Raw genomic sequence first — 20,337 nt, 5'->3', positions numbered from 1 at the left:
CTACGTTGCGATTCCAACATTTAAAATGTTAGACTAATGACAATCAGACAGCAACTTTTCCTTTAATTATTTCGAACAATCAGCATCCATCTCCAATCGGAGATCCAACACCATCAGCATACCCTCCACTACGCCCTCAGCTTTCTGGAGCATCCTGCCAACCCAACAATCAGATCGCCCATGCTTACGTGCAAGCGCCATAAAAGTCATGCCGCCGACATAATAGTCCACCAATAAATCATGCAAATCGCTGTTGTTCTTTTTCAGACGGGCCATGCACCCGCAAATGATCATCGCGTCATCGTCACAACATTGTGGGCGAGATTTTACTTTTGAAGGAATTAATCCCTTAAAACCGGCGGCAATGGACGACCAGGTCACATCTTCATGATTATTAGCCGCCCACGCTCCCCAACGCTCAAGAACCATCTGAATATCACGCATCAACTTACTCCACAAAAATCAGACCAGAACGCCAATTACAAGCAAAAATCAACAAAACAGTATTAGTTGATTGTTATCTCTGACTTCATACTCCTGCTCCTGTCAGGGTTTTGGCGTAATTCTTCAGTATTCGGTAATCGGTCAAAACAGAACCGGGGAAACGATATAAGCGCAGACGCCCCCAGCGGTGGCGAAGAAGTTCTGCCATATAAAACTCAAACATCATTCATTCCCCATTTCGGTGATGGTCAGTTCCAGCCTCCCACCTTTGGTAACAGGCATCTTCACAACGCGGTAATCAACGACCTGAGCATCATCCAGCCAGAAACCTGCTTTGGTGAGTGCGTCAAAAGCGGCTTTTTGCAGATTATCCAGGTCACGGCGACGGCGATCCGGCATGTGGCACTCAATACGGATTTTCACTGGCATAGCCAGGCCGATATCCAGCATTGCGTTTTTAATGATTCGGGTGACGTTATCGCGGTATGCCTGCCCTTCTGCGCTGATGTGTGTGCGCCCGCGATTATGGCGGTAGTAGCGGTTATTGCTCGGCGGCCAGGGTAGTGTGATGTGGTAAGTATTCACGCCTTAATTACCCCCTCTTTCAGCCAGATAACCTGCGTTCTCGCCATACCTTCCAGCGCGCATTCTTTTGCATATCCAGCGTTAACAAAATTCGTGCGACGGTCGATCTCATCGTGACAGGCAGAACATGCAATGGTGGCAATCAGGTCTGGCGGTTTAATACCGGTGCCGCACAATCCAGCCAGCCGGATATGTGCCAGTACAGACGTTTCAGGGTTGCCATTACATACGCCAGGGATTCTTACCTGGCATTCCCGACCACGCGCTGCTTTTCTCAAATCAGCCATGATTCCTCCTTGCTGCCAGTCGCAACCATTTTTTATCAACCAGGCTGGCGGTATATCCGAGCAGTGTTGGTATTTCGGAAGGCTTCAGCTCAGGTTTACGCTTACGACGATTTGGTACTCTGTAGATGTGTCCGTTCATGACACGAATAAGCGGTGTAGCCATTACGCCTCCTGCTTGTCGCGGAGCTGCTGGAACTCGCAGCTCTGCGGAATAGTCAGGTGGCAGCCAATATTCATCGCCCAGGCTTCAACCTTACACAGGAAGACATACATCTCTCCGGTATCAAGATCGGAGGTATGGCGTAACGACTGGATAGTGGTGATTTCACCGGTTACGACATCAACCAGTTCTTTGGTTTCATAACCGAGGTATGTGTGTTTGAGAGCTTCTTTTACCCATGCTGCGGTAGCGAACGATTTCCCCCTGCTGATAAGGTATTCACTGATTTCGCTGTACCACATGTGGCTGAGTGCATTCTGGGAAAGACTGCGTTTCTCACGCCACGGTTTAAGCACCATGCGAAAGCATTTTCCGTCCTCCAGATAAGGCTGGATCTGCTGGCCGATAGCGGTAAAGTTGCCGCGATGTAATTTGATGCCATCTTGTGGTAGGTTCACGCTTCACCTCCGCAGAGGTCAAACGTTGGATGCAAAAAATCGCAGGTGCATTTCTGCATCTGTGAAGGGAGAAGAGAGTTTAGATTGTATGTGCGCATAAACGTCCCCGTTTAGCGCAACCCCACCGCCGGGTGTTCAGGCCGACAGTAACTATATTATTCCCTACTGTTTTTTAAAAATCAAAGGCCTTTATACGTCACACGAGAGCAAATATTTCCGAAGAAGAAACCTTTCGCCTTGAAAGGATAAAGAGTTCATTTCATAAATTGAAATATTCAATAAGAATATTGCAAAAAATGAAATTATTTACTAGCGAGTCTATCTAACTGATAATTATGAAGATTGTAAGCGGTAGCAATCACCCGCATACACATTGAACAGGATTTAATACAAAACGTCTTAAATTGTCCGTAAGGAATAGCACGAATGACTCAAACTCCACTATTACTTGCAATCATATTTTTATTGGTTGTTCTTGTTCTATATATAGCTGCAATCAAACGCATCAAAAAAATACAATTAGAATTAAGTGATAGCAATCAAAAAAATGAAGAATACAAATCTCGCTTTGCAGATTATTTTAATGTGGAAGAGGAATGTAAGAAGCTTATTGAGAAAACAGAGCAAGAATGCTCCATTATAAAAGAAGAGTCCCAAAAAGTAAAAGAAAATGCCAATAATGAACTAACAAACACCATTGAAAAAATGGATGGTATCAATAAACAAATCCAAGAACTAAGAAGAACTTATAAAGAGAAGAAAGAAATATATGATAAGCTAGTAAAGCAAATTTCTATTTATTCAGAAGATGTTGAACTAGCCGAACTAGGATTTTACGAACCTCATTTTAATTTTGAAGATTCAGAGCAATTTAAAAACAAAATAAAATCCATCAGGGATGAACAGAAATTAATGCTGCGGGATAAAACCCACTCTGGTGCAGTATATTGCACAACCCAATGGACTGTTGAAGGCTCTCGAGCAGAGGGTAAAAAAATGACAGACAGAAATATTAGGCTAACTACTAGAGCATTTAATAATGAATGTGATGCTGCAATTAGTAATTGCACGTGGAAAAATATCACTAAAATGGAAGAACGCATCACAAAGGCATTTGAGGCCATAAATAAACTAAACGAGCAAAATCACATATATATAAATACTAAATACCTTAATAAAAAACTTGAGGAGTTGTGGCTTACCCATGAATATCGTGAGCAAAAACAGAAAGAAAAAGAAGAACAGGCAGAAATAAGGGCACAAATGAGAGAGGAGGAGCGTGCACAACGAGAAATAGAAAAGGCCATGCAAGACGCAGAGGCAGAAGAGCGCCGTTATAAAAAAGCAATTGAAGCTGCAAGAAAGGAAATGGAAAAAGTTACTGGTGACATGAAGCAGCGCCTCGAAAATCGCATTGCCGAACTAGAACAGAGTTTGTCGCAGGCTGAATCAAAGCATCAAAGAGCATTATCCATGGCACAACAAACCAAACAAGGTCATGTTTATATTATTTCGAACATAGGTTCTTTTGGGGAGAATGTTTATAAAATAGGCATGACACGACGTCTTGATCCACAAGACCGTGTAAATGAGCTTGGTGATGCATCTGTTCCTTTTATTTTTGATGTGCATGCCATGATTTATTCGGAGGACGCTCCATCATTAGAAAAAAAACTACATGATGTCTTCGATAAAAAGAGAGTCAATCTTGTAAATCGTAGAAAAGAGTTTTTCTATGTTACTCTGGATGAGATCAAAGAAGCTGTTAAAAAACACTCTGATTCAGAAATTGAATTTATTGAGACAGCAGTCGCAAAAGACTTTAATGAGTCATTGGCTATTCGTAATCATGAAAATAAAAAAATCGACAACAGCAACTCATCAATCATACTTGAGCGAAAAATCACAGAGTTTGCAGATGCAATTTAATTAATTTGTAGTTAAAACAAAACAGGCATCGTTGATACTTTTTGGTCAGCGATGCTTACATCCTCCTCCCGGAAAACGTCGATTACTTGCAACTTTATTTTTAATTTCCAGCAGCAAGTACTAATGCACAACCTCCATTACATACTGATTTGAACATCACGAATCCCGCCTCTAGCTTAAACTACAAAGTATTACCAGAATCAATCTTATTCATAACTAAACTCCACAGACCAATTGAACATATGAATCCATATTGATATGCTACATCACAATGTGTTAACCATTAGATAACACATTGAAACTATAAACATCATTACTATTTAAATTTCGTATTATAACTACAGCAAAAGGAAAGCCTCATGACAAACAAAAACAAACTTGAGAACTTTGAAGACTTACTTCTGGGGAAGTTTTTAGATCCCATACATGGAGTGATTCGAATAACTAAGCTAGAAAAAAAGATAATTGACCATCCTTTATTCCAACGACTACGAGATATCAGGCAGAACACGTTTCTATATAAAGTATTTCCTTCTGCAATGCACTCTCGCTTTGAACACTCTGTCGGTGTAATGCATTTATCGTATGAGATTTTGAAAAATATAAATTTGAATGCATTAATTTATGACCGAAAAAATATGGGCATTGATCTATATTTAGATATAAAAAAAATGCCTTCAAGTCTTATACAGGAGTTACGTATTGCAGCATTGTTACACGATGTTGGGCATGGCCCACTTGCCCACCAATTCGATAGTTTTGCAATATCCGTAAAAGATTTCAAAGAAAAATGCAAAACTGAAGGAAATAAACAATACGATAAGATTATATCTTTAAGTGATAATGACAAGTTAACCCACGAACAAGTATCATGTATTTTTATTAAAGAAATTATTGAAGAATTAAAAAATGAAGCCCAAGATAAATCAAATGACGACGATGTCTATAAAGAAAACATAGCGGCTATTAATCCAGAAAGCATTATAAAAATTGTTGATAAAAGATATGATTTTAAAAATAACATTGAGGGAGTAAATGTATATCCTTTATTAGGTTCAATCATATCATCTTCACCTATAGATGCGGACAGAATGGACTACCTACTTAGAGATAGCTACTTCTCCGGCGTTAAATATGGGATTTATGATTATGGACGATTATTAATGTCATTTATTCCTGTGAAAGTTGAAAATAGTGTTTACCTGGCATATAAAGAAAGTGGTATGGATTCAATACTAGAATTTGCCAATGCAAGAAGTGGGCTTTATAGTCAAGTTTATTTTCATAAGACCAATCGTGCACTATCTGCGATGCTTAACAAAGCGTGTTCTAGAAAAAAAACTGATGATGTTGTCTCTTTAAAATCTAAAAACACTCTCATTGAGTCCATCAAACACTTTTATCGTGAAAACCCAGACAAAACGTTTTTAGAAAACACTCTTAAAAACACATTAGATAAAAATTCTCAAGCTATAATTCAAGATATTGTTGATAGAAATGTTTGGAAAAAAATATATGAAAAAAAACACACGTTTTCTAATGTTAACATTTCCGACAACAGATACAAAGAATATAAACAAAATATATCTAAGAAAATCAACAAAATCATTGAGGATAATTTAAAAGGAGATGAATGGGTTCTTGATTTTCAGATTGAAGATAACTTTAAAGATATCGATACAAGTCAAGCTAAAATAATAAAAAAAGAAACAGGCGGCAAGTATACAATAAATGATTTATGTAAGTATAACGATGTACTTCAACCCTATCACTATGTTAAATTCTTTATTCGAGTTTTTGTTTCTAAGACAACTCAACTCCAAAACACCGAAGAAATTAATGTGTTAATAAAAAAAATAGATAAATGTCTTAATGATGAGATTGAACATATTAAAAAAGACAAGTAGAGCCCCCCTGATGTTTTAAAAAAACATCTTAACTATAAACACAACGCCATTAGTTACTCTCAGTAACTAGTGGCGTTCATGTCTAATGATTGACCCGCAGTATTATCTGGTGCTTGTCAATCAGATTTATTCATTGTTTAATACTACCTCAGCATCCTGTTATACGCTACACAACCATTATTACTCATCCTTTGAGTTACATTTAATATCTGAAATATTTTTGTGTTAATCAATGTGTGGATATATTCCCTACTAATTCACTAATTCATACAGCACCAAGCTAGAAACATTGTTATAGTTCCCCGCACAAAGCAAACCATTAAATTTGATTGGATGTTTTCGAGATAACCATCAAATCAAGTAATAACTAATCTCCCATATACCGCCAACACCCGCTTCATCGCGGCACTCTGGCGACACTCCTTAAAAATCAGGTTCGTGCTCACCTTTCCTTCCCGTTCTTCTCTAGTAGCGAACCGGTAATACACCGTTCGCCAGACCTTACCATCAATGACCAGGATTCCTGCCCGCGCCATTTTTGCCGCAGCCTGATTTATGCTGGTTAATGTCACACCTGTTGTCGCAGCAACGTCCGGCGTACAGAAGCTCTTGTGCGTCTCCAGATAATGAATAATTGCCTCTTTGCCCGTCATACAGTTGCTCCTTTCAGTCCGAACTTCGCTTTGATTTCTGCGATCTTCGCCAGAGCCTGTGCACGATTTAGAGGTCTACCGCCCATGACAGGAAGTTGTTTTACTGGTTCAGGTATCGCCTCACCACGGTTAATTCGCGCGGTCATACAAGTCAGTTCATCGGCAGCCTTGCGCCGTAATTCCGCATCAGTAAGCGCATTGGCCCGCATGTTCTGGTACAGGTTGGTAACCAGCCAGTAGTGCGCGTTTGATTTCCACGGATAAGACTCTGCATCCGGATACAGGCCACGCTTCCGACAATACTCATAGACCATATCAACCAGCTCGCTGACGTTTGGCAGCCCGGCGTTAACGGATGCTTCTTCCCGGCACCAGGCAACAAACTGCCCGGGTGATGGCAGGAATGGTCGATTCTGCCGACGGGCTACGCGCATTCCTGCGTTAACCTGTTCCATCGTGGTGATCCCATTTTCCCGGAAAGCCAGAACCCACTGGCGGCGGATTTCGTTCAGTTCATTCTGGTCCCGGTTAGCCAGGCTCGCCGGGAAAGTTGCCAGTAACTGGCTGAACACACCATTGATAATCTGCGCTACCTGCTGTACCTGCGGCTTTTCGTCGTACTGTTCCGGCATGTTATTGGCGATCCGGCGCATCTGCTCACGGTCAAAATTAACCATCTGTGCGGCGATGTTTTTCATAGCTCCACCCCGTAAATCCAGTCAGTGTTCGTCAGGTCGAGTTTTGGTTTTCCGGCTGTCACGCCAGCCTGTTGCTTGTTACGGTTGATTTCGAGTTGGGTCCACTTGTCGCGGAGTTTGGCCGGACTTAGCACGTTACCGGACCAGAAGTTGTCCTGGCATGCCCAGCGGAACAGCACGCACATGTCGCGGTGGTTACGTCCGTCACGTTCACGCATCAGGCGAATATCGTTAGCCCACCCTGCAAAATTCGGTTTTCTGGCTGATGGCGCGATGGTCTTCACCATGTCAAACATCCACTCTGCGGCGGTCAGGTCTTCTGCTGTCCCCCACTTGCTGCCGCTCTGAATCGCAGCATCCGGTTTCACCACAGGAAGGGCATTTTCTGGCTGGTCAGAGGATTCGTCAGAATTCTCGGACGAAAAAGGTTTTATATTGTCTTTTGTTAGTTTGTCTTTTGTGTTTACCTGATTCGGGTAAGTGCCTTTACCTGATTTGGGTAAACTTTTCTTACCTGACTCAGGTAAATTTACCTCTTTCAGGTAAACTTTATTTTTCTTACCTGATTCGGGTAATGTTGACCATTCACTGACCACATTATTGATGCCGATATTCCGCCCGCTCTGAATAAGAATCCCACGCTTTACCAGAACGCTTTTTGCAGCAGAACACTTGTGCGGCAATATCCCGGTCAATTCGGAAAGTTGCTCGTTGCTCACCCAATCCAGTTTTTTATTAAAGCCATATGTTTTGCGCATGACAGCCAGGAAGACCAGAAGCTGGTGCTGTTTTAATCCGGCCAGCATTACAGCTTCCAGCAACTCATTTGCAATGCGCGTATAACCATCATCGAGATCTGCCACGCGCGGCTCCTTTTGTGCCACATCCGGCACTGGAAAATTGAATATCTCAGCAGTGTTTGCCATAATTCCTCCCGCAATGAGTGTGTTACGATTTGCACCTGAAAGTCGGTTCTGTTCGCGCAGACCGGCTTTCGCCATTTCTGAACCTGTCATATTGCCCCCAGCATGGTGGTGACCATCGCCATCAGTGGACCAGCCAGATCCGGGTCCACACGAAACATCGACACAATGCCTTCACTCATCTCCTTCAGTTTCTGGTGGCGTGGTGCGTTGAGAATGACAGCCTGTTTTGCCTCACTGAGTTCCTTTTCCATTTCAGCCAGCCGAGCCATGAAGCTATCCTGCCCAACCAGGTGGCCGCGATATTCCAGCGGTAGTACCGCCAGAATTGCCGGGGTCAGTTCACGCACGTTATTTCGGTATTTTTCAGAATCGAATTTGTTATCGAGGAAGCGGAACAGCTTCTGGCGTGCACGGCTGACATCATCAGGGAAATCGATGGTGCCGCCGCCCTGCTCCCGATACTCATTCACAATGAGTGCGGCAACAACATCCTGATTATCTGCAGCCGACCAGGCGCGAACGGCATCACGGATTTTTTCGTGGCCTGGCGCCTGTTTTGTTTGAGAACGATTTATCACCGCAGTCGGGCTAAATCCGCTAGTCTGTTGGTATGTAAGTGATTGCATAGTCATTGCCTTATCAGTTAACGCCGCAGTTTAGGCGGCAGAATTACTCGCGTTAAACAATGGTGCGAGGTCGGGACGAATATCTGCTGGTTTAATCTTTCCACCAGTGGCTGAGACAATTTTCATTACATAGCGGGCATCAATTCCGCCACCGTGTAGCCAACGCCAAACAGTGGGTTGGGCTACACCGCATAGATCTGCCAGTCGTTTTTGACTACCTGTAATACTGATTGCGAGTTGAATGGTTTGATTTGTCATTATCAATTCCTATTGGTATTGCAATGAATAGATAATAGCAATGCGTATTAACCAAATCAATAGCAAAACGTGTTTTGACCATCAATACGCGAGCGTATAAATTAAAACTTATGAAAAAAGAAACTCTTGCTGATCGCTTAAACCTAGCGATGGAACAATCTGGAATGTCTCAAGGCGCTCTTGCAAAGGCGTCTGGCGTAGCTCAACCCACAATCTGGAGACTGACAAGCGGCAACGCGCGCGGCTCAACAAAAATTGTTGAAATAGCTAATGCATTGGGTGTTCGAACTGAGTGGCTCTCATCAGGCATAGGCCCGATGAGAAATGACGGTCAACAATCAGGGAAGCCTGCTGTCAACCATTCCAAATACTTCAAGATTGACGTTCTTGATATAGAAGTCAGTGCCGGGCCGGGTGTCATCAATCGTGAGTTTGTAGAAGTTCTACGCTCGGTTGAGTACTCGTTTGACGATGCTCGTCACATGTTCGATGGCAGGAAGGCGGAAAATATCCGCATCATTAACGTGCGTGGTGACAGCATGTCAGGAACGATCGAACCAGGTGATCTGCTGTTCGTTGATATCACGGTTAAATCTTTCGACGGTGATGGTATCTATGCGTTTCTGTACGACGACACAGCCCATGTAAAGCGTCTGCAAATGATGAAGGATAAGCTGCTGGTTATCTCTGATAACAAGAGCTACTCACCTTGGGACCCGATCGAGAAAGACGAGATGAACCGGGTGTTCATCTTCGGTAAGGTTATTGGGAGCATGCCGCAGACGTATAGGAAGCATGGGTAGCCATACAATAGAAGTTTTAAGATTTAAGACAATATCGTAAATTAACTGTATATGTGATCAGGTGAATGCCATAATGGATGCGGGCAACAATTCGGAAACCAATGATATGAAGTTCAGGATAGTATACGACGGTCCGGCACTGGAAACGCATGAAATGAACGTGCGAGACCTTGCTCCTGCCCTTCTATCACTATCAGATGCATTAGAGGAAGCCGGTAAAACTCTCTACGGAAACAAGACTGTTGTTTCTGTAAAAGTCAATGCATCATTTAAAGCTGGCTCATTTGGAATAGATCTGGTTGCCTCATCTACATCTTGGTTCAAACAGGCTGTTGATTTTTTATCCGGCGATTCAGCAACAGCCGCTGCGAATTTGATTGCTTTTATTGGACTCTGTCCTGGTTCTAAAGAAAAAATATGCAAAGGCCTAATTCAACTGATAAAATGGATAGGTCCAAGGAAAATAAAAAAATTACACAATTTGCCTGATAGCAACATCGAAGTCTTTGTTGATGACGAAAGCGAGATCTACGACAGTAACGTTATTGAACTTTATAAAAATATTAAACTTCGCTCTTCATTACAAGAAGTTATAAGTAAGCCATTAGAGCAGGAAGGCATTGACAGCTTTGCCTCTACTGTCGATGATGGTTTGACATTCATGACGATCAACAAGCAAGAAGCACATTATTTCAAAGTCAATCTACCAGCAGAATCAATAATTTCAGAGTACACAGTAGAGAAAGCCCTTCAAATTAAAAATATTTCCTTCAATGAAGGAAGCCGGTGGCGGTTTTCTGATGGTGCCAGTAGCTTTTTGGCTGAAATAAAAGACCAGAAATTCATCAGCGATATTGATAACAACACCTTAAATTTTTCTAAAGGTGATATGTTACTTGTAGATTTAAAAGTAACTCAATATATGATCGGAGATGCCATAAAAACCATATTCGAAATTGAGCATGTAAAAAAACAGTTGAATCCTCAAAGGCAAATAGATCTTCCATTCGAATAAAGATACCCGGCCACCGTGCCGGGTTTTCTTTTGCCTCCCCTCATCACACAAACCGTTCAAAAAACCACCACGACCTCGCTTCAGTTATCGCTATGCGATTCAAGTTACAAAATTAATTCTTTTTGCTATCAAACATTTAATAGCAAAACACATCTAACAATAGCAATAAGTATTGATATCACCAATAGCAATAGCTATTATCACCATGTCGCAACAACACAACGATACGGCAACCACCTGATTCACCGTTGCGATGACCGCTTAGATCCGCAGCTTGAATTTCAGCAGGCTCCGGGGAGTGCGAGGGGTGAAACGGACGCGTGAACGTCGGTGTGACCAGCTGAAATCAACTCAACACTTCATACCTCAGTTGCTTCAACGAGGCGACTTAGTTATGACAACCGGCGGCCATCCACCGCCAGATACTGCGCAACCCCTTATTTGTTCAGCAGCCCAGCTTACGGGCAGGAGTTTTTATGGTTCATCAACATTACGGAACGCAGACCGTTAATCGCGGTGCGGTCATGCCAGGAATGCTGGTCAAACACAAAGATGGTACCTGGACTGCATCAGCTAATTTACGCGGACGGCTTTATCTGCATCGCGGCATCGAGCGCACTTATACCCGTGATTTGCTCGTGGAAGTTTTTCTCGACGGACGCGGCAACGGCCTGAATCACTAATCCCCTTTCCTGTTTACCTAATCAGCCTGGCATTTAGCGGGCGATATTTTCACAGCCATTTTCAGGAGTTCAGCCATGAACGCTTATTACATTCAGGATCGTCTTGAGGCTCAAAGCTGGGCGCGTCACTACCAGCAGATCGCCCGTGAAGAGAAAGAGGCAGAACTGGCAGACGACATGGAAAAAGGCCTGCCCCAGCACCTGTTTGAATCGCTATGCATCGATCATTTGCAACGCCACGGGGCCAGCAAAAAAGCCATTACCCGTGCGTTTGATGACGATGTTGAGTTTCAGGAGCGCATGGCAGAACACATCCGGTACATGGTTGAAACCATTGCTCACCATCAGGTTGATATTGATTCAGAGGTATAAAACGGATGAGTACAGCACTCGCAACGCTGGCAGGGAAGCTGGCTGAACGTGTCGGCATGGATTCTGTCGACCCACAGGAACTGATCACCACTCTTCGCCAGACAGCATTTAAAGGCGATGCCAGCGATGCGCAGTTCATCGCATTGCTGATCGTCGCCAACCAATACGGCCTTAATCCGTGGACGAAAGAAATTTACGCCTTCCCTGATAAGCAGAACGGCATCGTTCCGGTGGTGGGCGTTGATGGCTGGTCCCGCATCATCAACGAAAACCAGCAGTTTGACGGCATGGACTTTGAACAGGACAATGAATCCTGTACATGCCGGATTTACCGCAAGGACCGTAATCATCCGATCTGCGTTACCGAATGGATGGATGAATGCCGCCGCGAACCATTCAAAACTCGCGAAGGCAGAGAAATCACGGGGCCGTGGCAGTCGCATCCCAAACGAATGTTACGGCATAAAGCCATGATTCAGTGTGCCCGTCTGGCCTTCGGATTTGCTGGTATCTATGACAAGGATGAAGCCGAGCGCATTGTCGAAAATACTGCATACACTGCAGAACGCCAGCCGGAACGCGACATCACTCCGGTTAACGATGAAACCATGCAGGAGATTAACACTCTGCTGATCGCCCTGGATAAAACATGGGATGACGACTTATTGCCACTCTGTTCCCAGATATTTCGCCGCGACATTCGCGCATCGTCAGAACTGACACAGGCAGAAGCAATGAAAGCTCTTGGATTCCTGAAACAGAAAGCCTCTGAACAGAAGGTGGCTGCATGACACCGGACATTATCCTGCAGCGTACCGGGATCGACGTGAGAGCTGTCGAACAGGGGGATGATGCGTGGCACAAATTACGGCTCGGCGTCATCACCGCTTCAGAAGTTCACAATGTGATAGCAAAACCCCGCTCCGGAAAGAAATGGCCTGACATGAAAATGTCCTACTTCCACACCCTGCTTGCCGAGGTTTGCACCGGTGTGGCTCCGGAAGTTAACGCTAAGGCGCTGGCCTGGGGAAAACAGTACGAGAACGACGCCAGAGCCCTCTTTGAGTTCACTTCCGGCGTGAATGTTACTGAATCCCCGATCATCTATCGCGACGAAAGTATGCGCACCGCCTGCTCTCCCGATGGTTTATGCAGTGACGGCAACGGCCTTGAACTGAAATGCCCGTTTACCTCCCGGGATTTCATGAAATTCCGGCTCGGTGGTTTCGAGGCAATAAAATCGGCTTACATGGCCCAGGTGCAGTACAGCATGTGGGTGACGCGAAAAGATGCCTGGTACTTTGCCAACTATGACCCGCGCATGAAGCGTGAAGGCCTGCATTATGTCGTGGTTGAGCGGAATGAAAAGTACATGGCGAGTTTTGACGAGATGGTGCCGGAGTTCATCGAAAAAATGGACGAGGCACTGGCTGAAATTGGTTTTGTATATGGGGAGCAATGGCAATGAAGCATCCTCACGATAATATCCGGGTAGGCGCGATCACTTTCGTCTACTCCGTTACAAAGCGAGGCTGGGTATTTCCCGGCCTTTCTGTTATCCGAAATCCGCTGAAAGCCCAGCGGCTGGCTGAGGAGATAAATAATAAACGGGAGAGTGTATGATTCATTTTCACGGTGGTCCAATAACTCCCGATACCTGTGCGTTGAAAGCCTGGAAAGGCAGACACGCATTCATCAGTTTTGCTAATCCAGCTCAGATTGATCTGGCTTCCGAAGTCACCCAATCATTTGCTCTTGATAATGGTGCATTCACATTCTGGACAAAAAACAAGGCCATAGACTGGAATGAATATTACAGATTTGTTGAACGCTGGGGTAATCACCCTCGTTTCTCATTCGCGGTTATCCCGGATGTTATCGGCGGAACCAGTGAAGAGAATGACGCCCTGATTGCGGCATGGCCTCACGGTAAATTTATTGGTGCTCCGGTGTGGCACATGAACGAACCGGATGAGCGATTTATTCGTCTGTGCCATGAGTTTCCCCGCGTCTGCATCGGCTCGATGGGGGAATACGATGCAAAACGACCGAGAGCGTGTCGGGCTAAACTACGCGATCTTATACGTCATGTTGTAGATCAGTACGGCTACCCAATCACCAAGATTCATGGGTTACGGATGTTAAATAAAGACATTTTTACTCATGTACCGCTTTCGTCTGCAGACAGCACGAACGTCGCAAGAAATATAGGCATCGACAAATCCTGGGTAGGTTCGCCATATGCTCCCGCAAGTAAAGAAACCCGTACGCAAGTTCTTGTGGAACGCATTGAATCATTCAACAGTGCCAGTTCACTTAATTACAACGCTGAACGGGACGTCTTTACCCCTCAACTGGCATTCGAAGTGTGAGGCCAATATGACAATAGAACATAATAACGCCCTTCGCAGCATTGCCCGTCAGGCTAATTATGAAATCAAAAAAGCCAGACAGCAGTTTCCGGATAAAAACGTCAATGACATTTGCCGTAGCGTACTAAAGAAGCACCGCGAAACGGTAACGCTGATGGGATTCACACCGACTCATTTAAGCCTGGCGATCGGCATGTTAAACGGCGTCTTTAAGGAACGGTGAACATGAAAAACAAAATCATCATGGAGCTACAGGCTCCTTTTTTATTATTCGCATTCACCCTCAAGCGTATTAACCAACAATTCAGGGATTAATGAAAGATGGCAGACATCATTGATTCAGCATCAGAAATTGAAGAATTACAGCGCAACACAGCAATAAAAATGCGCCGCCTGAACCACCAGGCTATATCTGCCACTCATTGTTGTGAGTGTGGCGATCCGATAGATGAACGAAGACGCCTGGCCGTTCAGGGTTGTCGGACTTGTGCAAGTTGCCAGGAGGAGATCGAACTTAAGAACAAACAATGGGGACTGTGATGGCCTCAAAGCAGCAAATTTTAACATCGTCCAATTGAGGTGTAAAAATGTTCAGAATCATTTTTCCTAACACCTGGTACGTCGATCACCACGGCACTCCCTGCAAAATCCTGCGTTCTACCCACAACAAAGTTCACTACATCCGAAAAGGCAGAACATGTATCGCCAGCATGTTCCGCTTTAATCATGACTTTGAACCTGTGAATAAAGCTGATGCAGATCGGATAGCAGAAGAGATCGAAACGGCAGAACACATTAAGAAGTTACGTGCCATACGCAGGAAATAGAAAAATTGATAAATTCAATACTGCATTTCTCAGCATTAAATTTATCTCTATGACCAGTCAAGAGATGTACCTGCCATAAGCTTAATATCATGTCAGATATATCGGTCACAAACTCCCTCAGCAGCTAAGAGGAGGACAAATGTCTCGACTAATCACTTTACAGGACTGGGCTAAAGAAGAATTTGGGGACTTAGCACCAAGTGAGCGAGTTCTGAAAAAATACGCGCAAGGGAAAATGATGGCCCCACCCGCTATAAAAGTTGGTCGCTACTGGATGATTGACCGAAATTCCCGTTTTGTAGGAACGCTTGCAGAACCGCAACTCCCAATCAACGCAAACCCAAAACTCCAACGGATAATCGCTGATGGCTGCTAGACCCCGATCTCACAAAATCTCTATACCCAATTTATATTGCAAATTAGATAAGCGAACCGGAAAGGTATATTGGCAATACAAACATCCACTATCCGGTCGTTTTCATAGTTTAGGAACTGATGAGAATGAAGCAAAACAGGTTGCTACTGAAGCAAATACCATTATTGCTGAACAACGTACCCGACAAATATTAAGCGTCAATGAGCGTCTGGAAAGAATGAAAGGCAGGCGCTCAGACATTACGGTGACAGAATGGCTTGATAAATATATTTCTATCCAGGAGGACAGGCTGCAACATAATGAACTAAGACCCAACTCCTATCGGCAAAAAGGCAAACCCATTCGTCTCTTCCGTGAGCATTGTGGAATGCAACACCTCAAGGATATTACCGCACTTGATATTGCCGAAATAATTGATGCTGTAAAGGCTGAAGGTCATAACAGGATGGCGCAAGTCGTGAGAATGGTGTTGATCGACGTCTTCAAAGAAGCACAACACGCAGGACATGTTCCGCCAGGATTTAACCCAGCGCAGGCAACAAAACAACCGCGAAATCGAGTAAACCGCCAAAGATTATCACTGTCCGAATGGCAGGCAATATTTGACAGCGTAAGCAGACGGCAGCCCTATTTAAAATGCGGGATGCTACTTGCTCTTGTCACTGGACAACGTTTAGGCGATATCTGCAATTTGAAATTCTCTGATATATGGGACGACATGTTGCACATTACTCAGGAAAAAACCGGTTCAAAACTTGCTATTCCGCTTAGCCTGAAATGCGATGCTCTGAATATTACCCTTCGTGAAGTTATATCTCAGTGCAGGGATGCTGTTGTTAGTAAATATCTGGTCCATTACCGTCACACTACCTCTCAAGCAAACAGAGGAGACCAGGTTTCTGCAAATACTCTTACAACGGCTTTTAAAAAGGCCAGGGAAAAATGTGGCATAAAATGGGAGCCAGGAACTGCGCCCACATTTCATGAGCAGCGATCTCTGTCAGAACGGTTATATCGGGAACAGGGGCTGGATACGCAAAAGTTGTTAGGTCATAAATCCAGAAAAATGACCGACCGATACAATGATGATCGTGGTAAAGACTGGATTATCGTAGATATCAAAACAGCATAGAAAATAGCCAGTTTTGGGGAAGGGTTTTGGGGAAAGTTTTGGGGAAGATTTTACATCATCATAAAACAACGGGCGTGTTATACGCCCGTTTCAATATTTAACACATGTAGTGATTACATATTCTTGATGATCGCGTCACCAAACTCTGAACATTTCAGCAGTTTAGCGCCTTCCATCAGACGTTCGAAGTCATAGGTTACAGTCTTGGCGTTGATCGCGCCTTCCATACCTTTAACAATCAGGTCAGCAGCTTCAGTCCAGCCCATATGGCGCAGCATCATCTCCGCGGAGAGAATGATAGAGCCTGGGTTTACTTTGTCCTGACCGGCATATTTCGGTGCTGTACCGTGGGTGGCTTCAAACAGTGCGCATTCGTCACCGATGTTTGCACCAGGGGCGATACCGATACCGCCAACCTGTGCTGCCAGTGCGTCAGAAATGTAGTCACCGTTGAGGTTCATACAGGCGATAACGTCGTATTCAGCCGGACGCAGCAGGATCTGTTGCAGGAATGCGTCAGCAATCACGTCTTTAATGACGATCTCTTTGCCGGTGTTCGGGTTTTTGACTTTCAGCCACGGGCCGCCGTCGATCAGTTCACCGCCAAACTCTTCACGCGCCAACTGGTAACCCCAGTCTTTAAACGCGCCTTCGGTGAACTTCATGATATTGCCTTTGTGCACCAGGGTCACTGAGTCACGGTCGTTGGCAATTGCGTATTCGATTGCTGCACGTACCAGACGTTTGGTGCCTTCTTCAGAACACGGCTTAATGCCGATACCGCAATGTTCCGGGAAGCGAATTTTCTTCACCCCCATCTCTTCACGCAGGAATTTGATCACTTTCTCAGCGTCAGCAGAGTCAGCTTTCCATTCGATACCTGCATAAATGTCTTCCGAGTTTTCACGGAAGATGACCATATCAGTCAATTCAGGGTGTTTAACCGGGCTTGGAGTGCCCTGGTAGTAACGAACCGGGCGCAGGCAGATGTAGAGATCCAGTTCCTGGCGCAGTGCTACGTTCAGAGAACGAATACCGCCACCAACCGGAGTAGTCAGCGGGCCTTTGATGGCAACGCGATATTCACGAATCAGATCAAGGGTTTCAGCAGGTAGCCAGACGTCCTGACCATAAACCTGGGTGGATTTTTCACCGGTGTAAATTTCCATCCAGGAGATTTTACGCTCGCCTTTATAGGCTTTCTCGACTGCAGCGTCGACCACTTTCAGCATGGCTGGGGTTACATCTACACCGATTCCATCACCTTCAATGTAAGGGATAATCGGATTTTCAGGAACGTTGAGTTTGCCGTTTTGCAGGGTGATCTTCTTGCCTTGTGCCGGAACAACTACTTTACTTTCCATTCACCTCTCCTTCGAGCGCTTCTGGTTTGCTCGTCTGCCACCACGTTGCACATGCGTTTGCGTCCTGCCACACGGATGCATTAGAGCAATTTTTTGTTAATGATTTGTAATTGGCTTGTCAATACTACCCTATTGTTTGTCGTCATGAAAGATGCGCGTTATTAGGCTATAATGCGGCAATTCATAAACCCTGAAAATACCATGCAAAAAACTTCTTTTAGAAATCACCAGGTTAAGCGATTCAGCTCGCAACGTTCCACCAGGCGCAAACCTGAAAACCAGCCCACGCGCGTGATCCTGTTCAATAAACCCTACGATGTTCTTCCGCAGTTCACCGATGAAGCCGGGCGCAAAACATTAAAAGAATTCATCCCTGTTCAGGGCGTTTATGCGGCAGGTCGTCTCGACAGAGATAGCGAAGGGTTACTGGTGCTGACGAATAATGGCGCGTTACAGGCGCGTTTAACCCAGCCGGGCAAACGCACCGGAAAAATCTATTATGTGCAGGTGGAAGGCATTCCCACGCAAGACGCACTTGAAGCCTTGCGCAATGGCGTAACCTTAAATGATGGCCCTACCCTGCCCGCAGGTGTGGAACTGGTTGAAGAACCGGAGTGGTTATGGCCACGTAATCCACCAATTCGTGAGCGTAAAAGTATTCCTACCTCCTGGCTTAAGATCACCTTATATGAAGGACGTAATCGCCAGGTGCGCCGCATGACCGCCCATGTTGGTTTCCCCACGCTGCGACTGATTCGCTATGCGATGGGTAATTACACGCTGGATAATCTTGCCAATGGCGAATGGCGAGAAGCGACAGAATAAGGACGCAAAATGTTTAAACCGCACGTTACCGTTGCCTGCGTGGTGCACGCAGAAGGCAAATTTTTAGTCGTTGAAGAGACGATTAATGGTAAAGCGTTATGGAACCAACCCGCCGGGCATCTGGAGGCGGATGAAACATTAACAGAAGCAGCGGCGCGTGAGCTGTGGGAAGAAACCGGCATCAGCGCGCAACCGCAATATTTCATCCGTATGCATCAGTGGATTGCGCCGGATAAGACGCCATTTTTGCGCTTCCTGTTTGCCATTGAGCTTGAGCAAATATGCCCAACACACCCTCATGACAGTGATATCGACTGTTGCCGTTGGGTCAGTGCAGAAGAGATTTTACAGGCACCAAATCTGCGCTCGCCATTAGTGGCAGAAAGTATTCGTTGTTATCAAAGCGGGCAACATTATCCGCTGGAGATGATTGGCGAGTTTAACTGGCCTTTTACAAAGGGTGTCATCTAAAAGGCTGCGTGATAGAATACGCCGCCTTGAAGTTCAATGTCGTGAGTAATCCAATGTCTGAAACCGCAAAAAAAGTGATCGTCGGCATGTCCGGCGGCGTCGATTCCTCCGTTTCTGCCTGGCTGTTGCAACAACAGGGATATCAGGTCGAAGGCCTGTTTATGAAGAACTGGGAAGAAGACGACGGTGAGGAATATTGCACGGCGGCAGCGGATCTGGCTGATGCCCAGGCTGTCTGCGATAAGCTCGGCATTGAACTGCACACTGTCAACTTTGCAGCCGAGTACTGGGACAACGTCTTTGAACTGTTCCTTGCTGAATATAAAGCGGGTCGCACGCCGAACCCGGATATTCTGTGCAACAAAGAGATCAAATTTAAAGCCTTCCTCGAATTTGCCGCCGAAGATTTAGGTGCCGATTATATTGCTACCGGCCATTACGTTCGTCGTGCAGATGTCAATGGCAAGAGCCGCCTGCTGCGTGGTCTGGACAGCAACAAAGACCAGAGCTACTTCCTTTATACACTTAGCCATGAGCAGATAGCGCAAAGCCTGTTCCCGGTTGGCGAACTGGAAAAACCGCAGGTACGTAAGATTGCGGAAGATCTCGGTCTGGTCACCGCGAAGAAAAAAGATTCTACCGGGATCTGCTTTATCGGTGAACGTAAATTCCGCGAGTTTCTTGGCCGTTATCTCCCGGCGCAACCGGGAAAAATCATTACTGTCGATGGTGATGAGATTGGCGAGCACCAGGGGCTGATGTATCACACCCTCGGACAGCGTAAAGGCCTGGGCATCGGTGGCACCAAAGACGGCACTGAAGAGCCGTGGTACGTGGTGGATAAAGACGTCGAGAACAACATTCTGATTGTTGCGCAGGGTCATGAACACCCACGTCTGATGTCTGTCGGATTGATTGCCCAGCAACTGCACTGGGTCGATCGCGAACCTTTCACCGGCACTATGCGTTGCACGGTGAAAACCCGCTACCGCCAGACTGACATTCCATGCACCGTCAAGGCGCTGGATGATGATCGCATTGAAGTGATTTTCGATGAGCCGGTTGCGGCCGTCACTCCAGGTCAATCCGCCGTCTTCTATAACGGTGAAGTGTGCCTCGGCGGCGGCATCATTGAGCAGCGTCTGCCGCTGCCAGTCTGATTATTT

31 protein-coding genes are annotated in these 20,337 nt (G+C 45.2%); 18 read left to right on the top strand and 13 right to left on the bottom strand.

The annotated features are described in order from the left end of the window. Nucleotides 1-66 precede the first annotated feature (66 nt). The 7 genes from A1WG_RS03695 to A1WG_RS24345 form a co-directional block, all read right to left on the bottom strand. On the bottom strand, nt 67-444 hold the full coding sequence (locus A1WG_RS03695; RefSeq protein ID WP_001204777.1) for an antiterminator Q family protein: 378 nt from the start codon (nt 442-444) through the stop codon (nt 67-69). An 85-nt stretch (nt 445-529) separates the two neighbouring features. Further along, entirely contained in the window at nt 530-670 is a 141-nt protein-coding gene (locus A1WG_RS03700) for a YlcG family protein (RefSeq protein WP_000971070.1), read from the bottom strand. Then, nucleotides 667-1,029, bottom strand: coding sequence for a crossover junction endodeoxyribonuclease RusA (rusA, locus tag A1WG_RS03705; protein WP_001099521.1), 363 nt, complete (start codon nt 1,027-1,029; stop codon nt 667-669). Before rusA ends, A1WG_RS03700 begins: the two co-directional genes overlap by 4 nt. Beyond that, nucleotides 1,026-1,316 (bottom strand): DUF1364 domain-containing protein, encoded by a 291-nt coding sequence (locus tag A1WG_RS03710; RefSeq protein WP_001516219.1) that lies wholly within the window; start codon nt 1,314-1,316, stop codon nt 1,026-1,028. The genes rusA and A1WG_RS03710 overlap by 4 nt, the downstream gene beginning before the upstream one ends. Then, on the bottom strand, nt 1,309-1,479 hold the full coding sequence (locus A1WG_RS03715; RefSeq protein WP_000224914.1) for a NinE family protein: 171 nt from the start codon (nt 1,477-1,479) through the stop codon (nt 1,309-1,311). Before A1WG_RS03715 ends, A1WG_RS03710 begins: the two co-directional genes overlap by 8 nt. Beyond that, the gene (ybcN, locus tag A1WG_RS03720) at nt 1,479-1,934 is read right to left on the bottom strand and encodes a DNA base-flipping protein YbcN (RefSeq protein ID WP_001516218.1); all 456 of its coding nucleotides are present in this window, start codon (nt 1,932-1,934) and stop codon (nt 1,479-1,481) included. Before ybcN ends, A1WG_RS03715 begins: the two co-directional genes overlap by 1 nt. Next, entirely contained in the window at nt 1,931-2,032 is a 102-nt protein-coding gene (locus A1WG_RS24345) for a hypothetical protein (RefSeq protein WP_072129709.1), read from the bottom strand. Before A1WG_RS24345 ends, ybcN begins: the two co-directional genes overlap by 4 nt. A 328-nt stretch (nt 2,033-2,360) precedes the next feature. Between A1WG_RS24345 and A1WG_RS03725 the strand changes: the two genes are divergently transcribed. After that, nucleotides 2,361-3,863, top strand: a complete 1,503-nt coding sequence (locus tag A1WG_RS03725) for an SNIPE associated domain-containing protein (RefSeq protein WP_001516217.1) — start codon at nt 2,361-2,363, stop codon at nt 3,861-3,863. Nucleotides 3,864-4,222: 359 nt separating this feature from the next. Beyond that, nucleotides 4,223-5,770 carry an HD domain-containing protein gene (locus A1WG_RS03730; RefSeq protein ID WP_001723258.1) on the top strand — a complete coding sequence of 516 codons (1,548 nt, stop codon included), beginning with the start codon at nt 4,223-4,225 and terminating at the stop codon, nt 5,768-5,770. A gap of 356 nt (nt 5,771-6,126) precedes the next feature. On the opposite strand, the gene A1WG_RS03735 is transcribed toward A1WG_RS03730, so the two are convergent. From A1WG_RS03735 to A1WG_RS03755, 5 genes are read right to left on the bottom strand one after another with little or no spacing between them, the layout of a single operon-like run. After that, entirely contained in the window at nt 6,127-6,423 is a 297-nt protein-coding gene (locus A1WG_RS03735; protein WP_001516215.1) for a hypothetical protein, read from the bottom strand. Further along, complete coding sequence (locus A1WG_RS03740; protein ID WP_001516214.1) at nt 6,420-7,121, bottom strand: replication protein P; 702 nt, start codon at nt 7,119-7,121, stop codon at nt 6,420-6,422. The genes A1WG_RS03735 and A1WG_RS03740 overlap by 4 nt, the downstream gene beginning before the upstream one ends. Then, the gene (locus A1WG_RS03745; RefSeq protein WP_000147910.1) at nt 7,118-8,137 is read right to left on the bottom strand and encodes a replication protein; all 1,020 of its coding nucleotides are present in this window, start codon (nt 8,135-8,137) and stop codon (nt 7,118-7,120) included. Before A1WG_RS03745 ends, A1WG_RS03740 begins: the two co-directional genes overlap by 4 nt. Beyond that, entirely contained in the window at nt 8,134-8,673 is a 540-nt protein-coding gene (locus A1WG_RS03750; RefSeq protein WP_001191452.1) for a toxin YdaT domain-containing protein, read from the bottom strand. Before A1WG_RS03750 ends, A1WG_RS03745 begins: the two co-directional genes overlap by 4 nt. Nucleotides 8,674-8,703: 30 nt before the next feature. Continuing rightward, nucleotides 8,704-8,931, bottom strand: a complete 228-nt coding sequence (locus A1WG_RS03755) for a helix-turn-helix domain-containing protein (protein WP_000184665.1) — start codon at nt 8,929-8,931, stop codon at nt 8,704-8,706. Nucleotides 8,932-9,041: 110 nt separating this feature from the next. Between A1WG_RS03755 and A1WG_RS0122305 the strand changes: the two genes are divergently transcribed. The 13 genes from A1WG_RS0122305 (at nt 9,042) to A1WG_RS03815 (ending at nt 16,511) form a co-directional block, all read left to right on the top strand. Continuing rightward, a complete protein-coding gene (locus tag A1WG_RS0122305; protein WP_000712399.1) occupies nt 9,042-9,734 on the top strand; it encodes an XRE family transcriptional regulator in 693 nt (230 codons plus the stop codon). 73 nt (nt 9,735-9,807) lie between these two features. After that, complete coding sequence (locus A1WG_RS03760; RefSeq protein ID WP_000338655.1) at nt 9,808-10,749, top strand: LAPAL motif-containing putative phage structural protein; 942 nt, start codon at nt 9,808-9,810, stop codon at nt 10,747-10,749. A gap of 476 nt (nt 10,750-11,225) precedes the next feature. Beyond that, nucleotides 11,226-11,432 (top strand): phage encoded cell division inhibitor protein, encoded by a 207-nt coding sequence (locus tag A1WG_RS03765; protein WP_000233576.1) that lies wholly within the window; start codon nt 11,226-11,228, stop codon nt 11,430-11,432. A 75-nt stretch (nt 11,433-11,507) separates the two neighbouring features. Beyond that, entirely contained in the window at nt 11,508-11,804 is a 297-nt protein-coding gene (locus tag A1WG_RS03770; RefSeq protein ID WP_000995439.1) for a host-nuclease inhibitor Gam family protein, read from the top strand. 5 nt (nt 11,805-11,809) lie between these two features. Then, nucleotides 11,810-12,595, top strand: coding sequence for a phage recombination protein Bet (gene bet, locus A1WG_RS03775; RefSeq protein ID WP_001454457.1), 786 nt, complete (start codon nt 11,810-11,812; stop codon nt 12,593-12,595). Continuing rightward, on the top strand, nt 12,592-13,272 hold the full coding sequence (locus A1WG_RS03780) for a lambda exonuclease family protein (RefSeq protein WP_001516212.1): 681 nt from the start codon (nt 12,592-12,594) through the stop codon (nt 13,270-13,272). The genes bet and A1WG_RS03780 overlap by 4 nt, the downstream gene beginning before the upstream one ends. After that, complete coding sequence (locus A1WG_RS03785) at nt 13,269-13,427, top strand: DUF1317 family protein (RefSeq protein WP_000682303.1); 159 nt, start codon at nt 13,269-13,271, stop codon at nt 13,425-13,427. The genes A1WG_RS03780 and A1WG_RS03785 overlap by 4 nt, the downstream gene beginning before the upstream one ends. Further along, nucleotides 13,424-14,176: a hypothetical protein gene (locus tag A1WG_RS03790; protein ID WP_000581108.1), complete on the top strand. Its 753-nt coding sequence runs from the start codon at nt 13,424-13,426 to the stop codon at nt 14,174-14,176. Before A1WG_RS03785 ends, A1WG_RS03790 begins: the two co-directional genes overlap by 4 nt. A 7-nt stretch (nt 14,177-14,183) precedes the next feature. Then, complete coding sequence (locus tag A1WG_RS03795) at nt 14,184-14,399, top strand: hypothetical protein (RefSeq protein WP_001492860.1); 216 nt, start codon at nt 14,184-14,186, stop codon at nt 14,397-14,399. A 98-nt stretch (nt 14,400-14,497) separates the two neighbouring features. Next, nucleotides 14,498-14,716, top strand: a complete 219-nt coding sequence (locus tag A1WG_RS03800; protein ID WP_000763364.1) for a TraR/DksA family transcriptional regulator — start codon at nt 14,498-14,500, stop codon at nt 14,714-14,716. 47 nt (nt 14,717-14,763) lie between these two features. Beyond that, nucleotides 14,764-15,003 carry a DUF4222 domain-containing protein gene (locus A1WG_RS03805; protein ID WP_000488406.1) on the top strand — a complete coding sequence of 80 codons (240 nt, stop codon included), beginning with the start codon at nt 14,764-14,766 and terminating at the stop codon, nt 15,001-15,003. 139 nt (nt 15,004-15,142) lie between these two features. Then, nucleotides 15,143-15,379, top strand: coding sequence for an excisionase (locus A1WG_RS03810; RefSeq protein WP_000088653.1), 237 nt, complete (start codon nt 15,143-15,145; stop codon nt 15,377-15,379). Beyond that, nucleotides 15,369-16,511, top strand: coding sequence for a site-specific integrase (locus A1WG_RS03815; RefSeq protein WP_001516211.1), 1,143 nt, complete (start codon nt 15,369-15,371; stop codon nt 16,509-16,511). Before A1WG_RS03810 ends, A1WG_RS03815 begins: the two co-directional genes overlap by 11 nt. 113 nt (nt 16,512-16,624) lie before the next feature. Here the strand turns inward: A1WG_RS03815 and icd are convergent, their stop codons facing one another. Continuing rightward, nucleotides 16,625-17,875, bottom strand: a complete 1,251-nt coding sequence (gene icd, locus A1WG_RS03820; protein WP_000444487.1) for an NADP-dependent isocitrate dehydrogenase — start codon at nt 17,873-17,875, stop codon at nt 16,625-16,627. Between the two features lie 171 nt (nt 17,876-18,046). On the opposite strand from icd, the gene rluE reads away from it, so the two are divergent. Genes rluE through mnmA form a run of 3 tightly spaced genes read left to right on the top strand, consistent with a single transcriptional unit; the run spans nt 18,047 to nt 20,331 of the window. Beyond that, nucleotides 18,047-18,700 (top strand): 23S rRNA pseudouridine(2457) synthase RluE, encoded by a 654-nt coding sequence (gene rluE, locus A1WG_RS03825; RefSeq protein WP_001516210.1) that lies wholly within the window; start codon nt 18,047-18,049, stop codon nt 18,698-18,700. A gap of 9 nt (nt 18,701-18,709) precedes the next feature. Beyond that, nucleotides 18,710-19,171 (top strand): phosphatase NudJ, encoded by a 462-nt coding sequence (gene nudJ, locus A1WG_RS03830; RefSeq protein WP_000476079.1) that lies wholly within the window; start codon nt 18,710-18,712, stop codon nt 19,169-19,171. Between the two features lie 53 nt (nt 19,172-19,224). After that, nucleotides 19,225-20,331, top strand: a complete 1,107-nt coding sequence (gene mnmA, locus A1WG_RS03835) for a tRNA 2-thiouridine(34) synthase MnmA (protein ID WP_001516209.1) — start codon at nt 19,225-19,227, stop codon at nt 20,329-20,331. The last annotated feature ends 6 nt before the right edge of the window (nt 20,332-20,337 follow it).

Source organism: Escherichia sp. KTE96, from assembly GCF_000408525.1.
GTDB classification, from domain to species: Bacteria; Pseudomonadota; Gammaproteobacteria; order Enterobacterales; family Enterobacteriaceae; genus Escherichia; species Escherichia marmotae.
The sequence above is the reverse complement of the archived record's forward strand: the minus strand, read 5'-3'. Positions and strand labels throughout refer to the sequence as shown.